The organism is Streptomyces sp. NPDC052107 (genome assembly GCF_040680215.1).
Taxonomy (GTDB): Bacteria; Actinomycetota; Actinomycetes; order Streptomycetales; family Streptomycetaceae; genus Streptomyces.
In genome coordinates, this window is record NZ_JBFAWG010000072.1 from 20,925 (window position 1) to 28,985 (window position 8,061).

Sequence of the window (8,061 nt, forward strand, 5' to 3'; positions counted from 1 at the left end):
ACCTTCGCCTCACCGCTCCGGTATGGCCCCCGACGGTCGCCGCGGGCACCCTGGCGCGCGGCGTGCCGCAGGGGCACCGAAGGTGACAAGGACGGGGCGAATGACACCGATCAGCCGAAGAGGCTTCGTGGGGCTCGGCGCTTCCGTGGCAGCGGGTGTGGCACTGGGCGGCGCCGCCACCCGCACCGCGTCGGCAGCGGCCACCGCGACCGGCACGATCAAGGACGTGCAGCACGTGGTGATCCTGATGCAGGAGAACCGCAGCTTCGACCACTACTTCGGCCGTCTGAAGGGCGTGCGCGGCTTCGGCGACCGCAGCGGCATCACCCTCAGCGGCGGCTACCCGGTCTTCCACCAGCCGAACGGGACGGGCCGCCAGTACCCGTGGAAGCTCAGCGCGACCCCGTCCGCCGGCGGAAAGGACGGCGAGACCCTGGCCCAGTGCAACGGCGACCTGCCCCACTCCTGGTCCTCGCAGCACTCAGCCTGGAACAAGGGCCGCATGGACAACTGGGTCGCGGGCGTCGGCAACGTCCGCTCGCTCGGCTACCTGGACCGCTCCGACATCCCCTTCCACTACGCGCTCGCCGACAACTACACGATCTGCGACGCCTACTTCTGCTCCACGCTCAGCGCGACCGGCCCCAACCGCACCTACCTGTGGAGTGGCAGGGTCGACTCCTCCAGCTACGACGGCGGCGACGAGTCCGGCCTGACCTGGCAGAACTACGCCGAGGCTCTGCAGGCCGCCGGGGTGAGCTGGAAGGTCTACCAGAACGCGGCCGACAACTACGGCGACAACGGCTGTGCCTACTTCAAGAACTTCGCCAACGCGGGGCCGGGCGACCCGCTGTACGAGCGCGGCATGTCCTCGGTGCCCAAGGTGACCGGCTCCACCCCCGACGACATCGCCGCCGCCATCAAGGCCGACGTGCTCGCGGGCACCCTGCCGCAGGTCTCCTGGGTCGTGCCCAACCAGGCCTTCTCCGAGCACCCCTACGCCCCGCCCGGCGACGGCGCCCACTTCGTGAGCCTCGTCTACCAGGCCCTCGCGGCCGACCAGGACGTCTTCGACTCCACGGTCCTGTTCCTCAACTACGACGAGAACGACGGCTACTTCGACCACGTGCCTCCGCCGGCACCGCCCGCCGGAACGGCCGGGGAGTTCCTGGGCGGGGTGCCGTACGGCTTCGGCTTCCGTGTCCCGATGCTCGTCATCTCGCCCTGGACGCGCGGCGGCTGGGTCTCCTCGGAGGTCTTCGAGCACACCTCGGTGCTGCGCTTCCTGGAGACCTGGACGTCCGCCCTCGGCAAGCCCGCCAAGTGCCCCAACATCAGCGACTGGCGGCGCAAGGTCAGCGGTGACCTCACCGGCGTCTTCGACTTCGCCAACCCGGTCTACGGCTCGGTCTCCCTGCCCGCGACCAGCGTCATCGGCATGAGCACCTGCGGCCCGCTGCCCAACCCGGTGCCGACCGACAACGCCCTGCCCGCGCAGGAGTCCGGCACCCGCCCGGCCCGCGCGCTGCCGTACCAGCCGGGCGGCTACCTGGACCACCTGGAGTTCGGCGCCGCCGGCAAGATCCTCGCCTGGTTCACCATGACCAACCAGGGCGGCCCGGCCTCCCGTGCGGCCCACTTCTCCATCCACCCGAACGCCTACCGCGACACCACGCCCTACCAGTACACCGTCGACCCGGGCGGCACCGCCTCCGACTACTTCAACATCGGCACGGGCTTCGGCGGCGGCAGGTACGACTTCACCATGGTCGGCCCCAACCGCTTCCTGCGCCGCTTCCAGGGCGACGCGACCAAGGCGGGCAAGACCGCGGAGGTGAGCACCCGTTATGCCGTCGAGCCGGGCACGGGCAGGCTGGCCGTCTACTTCAAGATGGCCGACTCGGGCTCGTCCTCGGTGAAGTTCACCATCACCTCGAACCACTACCGCAGCGACGGCCCCTGGACCTACACCGTCGCCGCCGACGCCTCGGCGGAGGACTACTTCAACGCCGTCGCGTACCAGAACGGCTGGTACGACTTCACGGTGACCGTCGACTCCGACGCGACCTGGTCGCGCCGGTTCACCGGGCACCTGGAGACGGGAGTCGCGAGCGTCAGCGGCTGACCCCGGCGTACAGGTCCGGGCGCGGGGCGAGGTCCACGGCCACCCGGCCGCCGGTCTCCAGCGCCCGGACCCCCGCCTCGGCGACGACCGACGCGGCGTAACCGTCCCAGGCGCTCGGACCGGTGACCTCGCCACGCCGGGTGGCATCCACCCAGGCCTGCACCTCGCGGTCGTAGGCGTCGGCGAACCGGACGAGGTAGTCCTGCGCCACCTCCTCACGGGCGCTGCCCGCCGTGGTGACCACCATGGTGTGCTCGTCGCCGATCCGGGCGCTGCCGCGCTCACACACGGCCTCGCAGCGCACCTGGTAGCCGAAGCCGGAGTTGACGAAGACCTCCACGTCGACCAGCGCGCCCCCCGCGGTCTCGAACAGCACGAACTGCGGATCGAGCAGGCCCTCGGGGGCGTCCGCGGACGGCGTGGGCCGCATGACGGTCACCGCCGTCAGCTCCTGTTCGAGCAGCCAGCGGGCCACGTCGATCTCGTGCGAGACGGAGCTGTTGATCAGCATGGCGCTGGTGAAGTGGCCGGGGGAGGAGACGTTGCGGTGGGTGCAGTGCAGCATCAGGGGACGGCCCAGACCGCCGCCGTCCAGCAGCGCCTTGAGCCGCCGGTACTCGGCGTCGTAGCGGCGCATGAAGCCGATCTGCGCCAGCCGGCGGCCCAGCCGTGCCTCGGCCTCCACCACCCGCAGCGCGCCCGTGGAGTCGGGCACCATGGGCTTCTCGCACAGCACCGGCAGCCCGCGGGCGAAGGCGGCGAGCAGTGCCTCCTCGTGGGCGGGCCCGGGGGAGGCGATCAGCACGGCCGCCACGCCGGGCGCGTCGAGCGCCGCCACCGGGTCCGCGCGCACGGTCACTCCGTCGATGCCGGCCACGGCTTTCTCGGCACGCTCGGCATCGGGGTCGGCCACCGCCGCGACCCTGGCTCCGCTGACCACTTGGTCGAGGCGTCGTATGTGGTCGGCCCCCATGTGTCCGGCACCCAGTACGGCCACTCCCAGCAGGTCACCCATGTGTGCGCTCCCTTACGCCGACGATCACGCCGTAGCGTACGCCGGGCAGGGAGCGCTGCCAGGGGAGTGTCTCAGTACCGCAGGACCCCGGCGATCCCCTCGGCGTCGCCCAGCGTGCCGTCGGGTACGAAGCGGACCTCGGCGCCGGTCTCCAGGCACTGCTCGACGATCTCGTCCACGATGTCCTCGCGGGCGTCCAGGTCGCCGGGTTCGGCCGGCACCAGATGGTCGCCCAGGTCACGGACGGTCGCCCGGAAGTTCTCCTCCACGGCGAGCAACCGTACCCGGCCCTCCCGGGCGCTCTGCCACAGCTCGTCGAGACCGGCCGCGTAGGTCCGGTGCCCGCGTGCCGAGGTCAGCTCCCGGACCACGGCCGTGGTGTCCTTGCGGGTTTCCTGCTCCAGCACTGGCCCCAGCGCCTGCCACACCGCTTCGGGACCGGCGTGCGCGAGTCCGCCGTGCGGGACGTGGACGGCGGCCTTGGCGACGCTGCCGACCTCGTCCAGCAGGGACAGCGCCGCCTGCTCGCCGGTGACGTACAGCGGCCGGGGCTGTTCGCGCAGGAGTGTGCTCATGGCGGTGTCGGCCTCGCGCAGGAACTGCCGGGTGCCCTCGTCGCGGAAGGCGCTCTTCAGGTCGCCGATCTGCATCTGTCGCTCGGCGTCGAAGTTCTCCCGGCTGCGCTCCAGCGGGAAGCCGCCCGAGCGGTCCTGCACCACACGGCCCTCGCCACCGCTCCACAGGGTGACGTGGTCCGCGGAGACCGACAGCACCCAGAAGGGGCGCTCGGCGGCCTGTGCGGCGACCAGGTTGCGGGTGAGGAAGGTGTCCGACAGCACCACCCGCTCGGGGACGGCACGGGCCAGGGACCACACCTGGTGCTCGCCCGGGGCGGCGAAGATCACCAGGCCGTCCTCGGCGTGCGCCAGATCCACCTCCGCCAGCGCCCGGTCGAGTTGCGCCACGACGTCGTTGCGCCGCCCACGGGTGACGGCGGGATCGGATTCGAGGCGCCTGCGGGCCTCGGTGACCACATTGCGCAGCCGGACGGGATCCTGGCCGGACTGCGGTTCGCGGCGGTGCGTGGGGGTCAGCACGGACACCGCCGGGTACGGACGCGGTCGCCGCAGTTCGGCGAGGGTCGCGGGACTCAGTGCGTGCTCCATGACAGCACGATAGGTCGGATTCTCGGGTACGGCATTCGGGGTAATCCGGACCGGAGGCCGCCGTCGACCTCCGGCACGGACAGTTGTGGATCTCCGAGGCGGACGGTCGCGGACTTCCTTGGCGTACAACGGTGACGCGGTGCCCCGCGGACGGTTACCGTACCGGCCAGTAACCGGACCGCAGCGCACCCCTGGAGGCCTCACATGCCGCAGCTCGAAGTCGACGGAGCGGCCCTGACGTACGACGACGAGGGTCCCCGTGACGCACCCGAGGTGCCCCTGGTGTTCGTGCACGGCTGGACCGCGAACCGGCACCGCTGGGACCACCAGATCGCGCACTTCGCCGCAGGACGCCGGGTGATCCGGCTGGACCTGCGCGGGCACGGGGAGAGCACCGGGTCCGGGGTGCGCACGATCGCGGAGCTGGCGCGGGACGTCCTGACGCTCCTCGACCACCTTCAGGTCGAACGGTTCGCGCTGGTCGGCCACTCGATGGGCGGGATGATCGCGCAGACCATCGCCCTGGCCCACCCCGAGCGGGTGGCGCGGATGGCGCTGGTGGGCTCCATCGGCCGGATGACGTACAGCCGTGGCCGCGGCCTGCTCATGGCCGCCTCCACCCTGGTGCCGTACCGGCTGTTCGTGGCCGCCAACATCCAGCGCGCCTTCGCGCCCGGCTATCCGCGCGAGGAGATCCGCGCGCACGTCCGCGCCTCCGCAGCGACCCCGCGCGAGGTGGTGATGACGCTGTACGGCGCCATGCGCGCCTTCGACGTCCTCGACCGGGCCGGGGAGATCCGCACGCCCACGCTGATGGTGCACGGTTACCACGACGTCCAGTTGCCGGTGCGGCAGATGCTGCGGATGGCCAAGGCCTACCCGGACGCGGTCGTCCGCATCCTCGACGCGGGCCATGAGCTGCCGCTGGAGAGGCCGGCCGAGCTGACCGAGGCGCTCGACTCGTTTCTGGCCGTGAAGGAGTAACGCCCGAGCTGTTTGGCCAAGTTTTTGCCGGTGGCCGGTTCGCTGCCCTGTCGGCCCGCAGTCCCCGCGATCCGGGGATTTCGCGAAGGCAAAACCCGGCCGAAACCATGGGGGGTGTGGGTCATTCGTGTTACCGCCGCGTTGACCGCGTCGAACGCCTGACGGAGGCTCGTCACATAGGTGCTCGATACAACTGGTTAGCCCTTGACGCGAGCCGGAGGCAGGAGGCAGCGCATGTGCGGCATCACAGGATGGGTCTCTTTCGACCGCGACCTGACCGCCGAGGCCACCACATTGCATGCGATGACCGAGACGATGGCCTGCCGCGGCCCGGACGACCGCGGCACCTGGGCCGAGGGCCCGGCCGCCCTGGGCCATCGCCGGCTCGCGATCATCGACCTCCCCGGGGGCCGTCAGCCGATGTCGGTGGCGACCCCCGGGGGAGGGGTCGCCATGGTGTATTCCGGGGAGGCCTACAACTTCACCGAGCTGCGCCGCGAACTGGAAGGCCGCGGCCACCGGTTCACCACCGACTCCGACACCGAGGTCGTCCTGCACGGCTACCTCGAATGGGGTGACGCGGTCGCCGAACGGCTCAACGGGATGTACGCGTTCGCGGTCTGGGACGGCCGCCACGACAAGCTCGTGATGATCCGCGACCGCATGGGCATCAAGCCGTTCTACTACCACCCCACCTCCGACGGTGTCCTGTTCGGCTCCGAACCCAAGGCGATCCTCGCCAACCCGCTGGCCCGCCGCCGGGTGACCCTGGACGGGCTGCGGGAACTGTTCGTCATGGTCAAGACGCCCGGACACGCGATCTGGGACGGCATGCACGAGGTGGAACCCGGCACGGTCGTCACCGTCGACCGCTCCGGCCTGTCCACCCGCGTCTACTGGCGCCTTCGGACCCGTCCGCACACCGATGACCGCGACACCACGATCGCGACCGTGCGCTCGCTGCTCGACGACATCGTGCGCCGCCAGCTGGTCGCCGACGTCCCGCGCTGCACCCTGCTGTCCGGCGGCCTCGACTCCTCCGCGATGACTGCGATCGCCGCCCGGCAACTCGCCCGGCAGGGCGAGAAGGTGCGCAGCTTCGCCGTCGACTTCGTCGGCCAGACCGACAACTTCGTCGCCGACGAACTGCGCGGCACCCCTGACACGCCCTTCGTGCACGACGTGGCCCGGCTCGCGAGCACCGACCACCAGGACATCGTGCTCGACGCGCAGGCACTCGCCGACCCCGCCGTGCGCGAGCAGGTGATCCGCGCCCGCGATCTGCCGGCCGGCTTCGGCGACATGGACGCCTCGCTGCTGCTGCTCTTCCGCGCCATCCGCGAGAAGTCCACGGTGGCCCTCTCCGGAGAGTCCGCCGACGAAGTCTTCGGCGGCTACCTGCAGTTCTTCGACGAGGAGGCGCGCCGCGCCGACACCTTCCCGTGGCTGACGACCATGGGACGCCACTTCGGCGAGGACGCCGACGTGCTGCGCGCCGACCTCACCAAGTCCCTGGACCTGGAGAGTTACGTCTCCGACGGCTACCACGCCGCCGTCGCCGGCATCGAACGGCTCGACGGCGAGAGCGACTTCGAGTACCGGATGCGGCAGATGAGCCATCTGCACCTGACCCGCTTCGTGCGCGCCCTGCTCGACCGCAAGGACCGGATGAGCATGGCCGTCGGCCTGGAGGTCCGGGTGCCGTTCTGCGACCACCGGCTGGTCGAGTACGTCTACAACGCCCCGTGGGCGCTGAAGTCCTTCGACGGCCGGGAGAAGAGCCTGCTGCGGGAGGCGGCCGCGGACGTCCTGCCCCGCTCGGTGTACGAGCGGGTCAAGAGCCCGTACCCGTCCACGCAGGACCCGCGGTACGCCCGCGCCCTCCAGGAGCAGGCCAGGGAACTGCTCTCCCGGCCCTCGCACCAGGTCTTCGACCTCGTCGACCGCGACCGGCTCCGCCAGGCCGCCGAGCGCGAGGCGCCGGTCAGCACCCAGGCGGCCCGGCGCGGCCTGGAACGCGCCCTGGACCTCGCGCGGTGGCTGGAGGTCTACGCGCCCGAGGTGATCACCGGCTGAGGCCGATGGCCCGGTCCGCGGCCGCCCGCGTGGGCTGCCACCACGTCGTCACCGGCTCCCACACCAGGACGTGCTTCCCGGTGCCGAGCTGCGCGGCGGTGCAGGAGCGGCCCCAGTGGGCGGCCGAGGCGGCCACGGTCACGGTGTCCACCCGGCGGGCCTCGGGGTCCGCCGGGTCGCCGATGGCGCGGACGTCGGCGTAGGCGGTCTGCCCGGGCGCGAGCCGGTAGCCGCCGGCGCCGCCCTCGGGCGTCGGCAGCGCGGCGCCGTCGAGGTCCCCGAAGGTCACCGTGGGCACCCGGTCGACGACGCACGCCCGGGCGCCGCGGTGGGTGACGCCGACCCGCAGCACGGTCGGATCACCGGGCGCGGCCTTCGCCCGGACCGTCAGCGACTTCTCGGCGCAGCGGACCGGCCGGGCGTGGTCCGCCGCGGCGGCCTGGCTCTGCGGCGCGGTCAGCAGCAGACCGGCCACGGCGGCCGAGGCGGCGGGTACGGCGATGGCGGCGCGGATGCGCACGGCGGTGTCCCCCTGTCGTGGTCGGCACGGGATGCGGCGGCCGGAGCGTGCTCCGCCCGGTGTGACGACGAGCAGGGCTGAGCTTGGTGTTTAACCTCGGCCGTTCACCTGACCCGCTGATCTTGGTTCGTTCTCGGGACAGCAGGACGGCCGTTCTTCACGCTTCGAGGTGTCG

General features: G+C 71.6%; 6 protein-coding genes. 3 read left to right on the top strand and 3 right to left on the bottom strand.

Translation table 11 applies throughout. The features are described from left to right. Positions 1-100 precede the first annotated feature (100 nt). Entirely contained in the window at positions 101-2,125 is a 2,025-nt protein-coding gene (locus AB0M27_RS38050) for a phosphocholine-specific phospholipase C (protein ID WP_365729082.1), read from the top strand. Here the strand turns inward: AB0M27_RS38050 and AB0M27_RS38055 are convergent. Further along, positions 2,115-3,140 (bottom strand): Gfo/Idh/MocA family oxidoreductase, encoded by a 1,026-nt coding sequence (locus AB0M27_RS38055; RefSeq protein WP_365729084.1) that lies wholly within the window; start codon positions 3,138-3,140, stop codon positions 2,115-2,117. The genes AB0M27_RS38050 and AB0M27_RS38055 overlap by 11 nt on opposite strands. Positions 3,141-3,211: 71 nt before the next feature. Continuing rightward, the gene (locus AB0M27_RS38060; RefSeq protein ID WP_365729086.1) at positions 3,212-4,306 is read right to left on the bottom strand and encodes a chemotaxis protein; all 1,095 of its coding nucleotides are present in this window, start codon (positions 4,304-4,306) and stop codon (positions 3,212-3,214) included. Positions 4,307-4,510: 204 nt separating this feature from the next. Here AB0M27_RS38060 and AB0M27_RS38065 point away from each other — a divergent pair, with 204 nt between their 5' ends. Together AB0M27_RS38065 and asnB are read left to right on the top strand one after the other, a co-directional pair. After that, positions 4,511-5,290 carry an alpha/beta fold hydrolase gene (locus AB0M27_RS38065; protein ID WP_365729089.1) on the top strand — a complete coding sequence of 260 codons (780 nt, stop codon included), beginning with the start codon at positions 4,511-4,513 and terminating at the stop codon, positions 5,288-5,290. Between the two features lie 234 nt (positions 5,291-5,524). Then, a complete protein-coding gene (asnB, locus tag AB0M27_RS38070; RefSeq protein WP_365729091.1) occupies positions 5,525-7,366 on the top strand; it encodes an asparagine synthase (glutamine-hydrolyzing) in 1,842 nt (613 codons plus the stop codon). Here asnB and AB0M27_RS38075 read toward each other — a convergent pair. Then, the gene (locus AB0M27_RS38075; protein ID WP_365729093.1) at positions 7,356-7,886 is read right to left on the bottom strand and encodes a DUF4232 domain-containing protein; all 531 of its coding nucleotides are present in this window, start codon (positions 7,884-7,886) and stop codon (positions 7,356-7,358) included. The genes asnB and AB0M27_RS38075 overlap by 11 nt on opposite strands. Between the last annotated feature and the right edge of the window lie 175 nt (positions 7,887-8,061).

Coding starts and splice junctions, on each gene's coding strand:
- AB0M27_RS38050 (WP_365729082.1), top strand. CDS start 101: ATGACACCGATCAGCCGAAGAGGCTTCGTGGGGCTCGGCGCTTCCGTG.
- AB0M27_RS38065 (WP_365729089.1), top strand. CDS start 4,511: ATGCCGCAGCTCGAAGTCGACGGAGCGGCCCTGACGTACGACGACGAG.
- AB0M27_RS38055 (WP_365729084.1), bottom strand. CDS start 3,140: ATGGGTGACCTGCTGGGAGTGGCCGTACTGGGTGCCGGACACATGGGG.
- asnB (WP_365729091.1), top strand. CDS start 5,525: ATGTGCGGCATCACAGGATGGGTCTCTTTCGACCGCGACCTGACCGCC.
- AB0M27_RS38060 (WP_365729086.1), bottom strand. CDS start 4,306: ATGGAGCACGCACTGAGTCCCGCGACCCTCGCCGAACTGCGGCGACCG.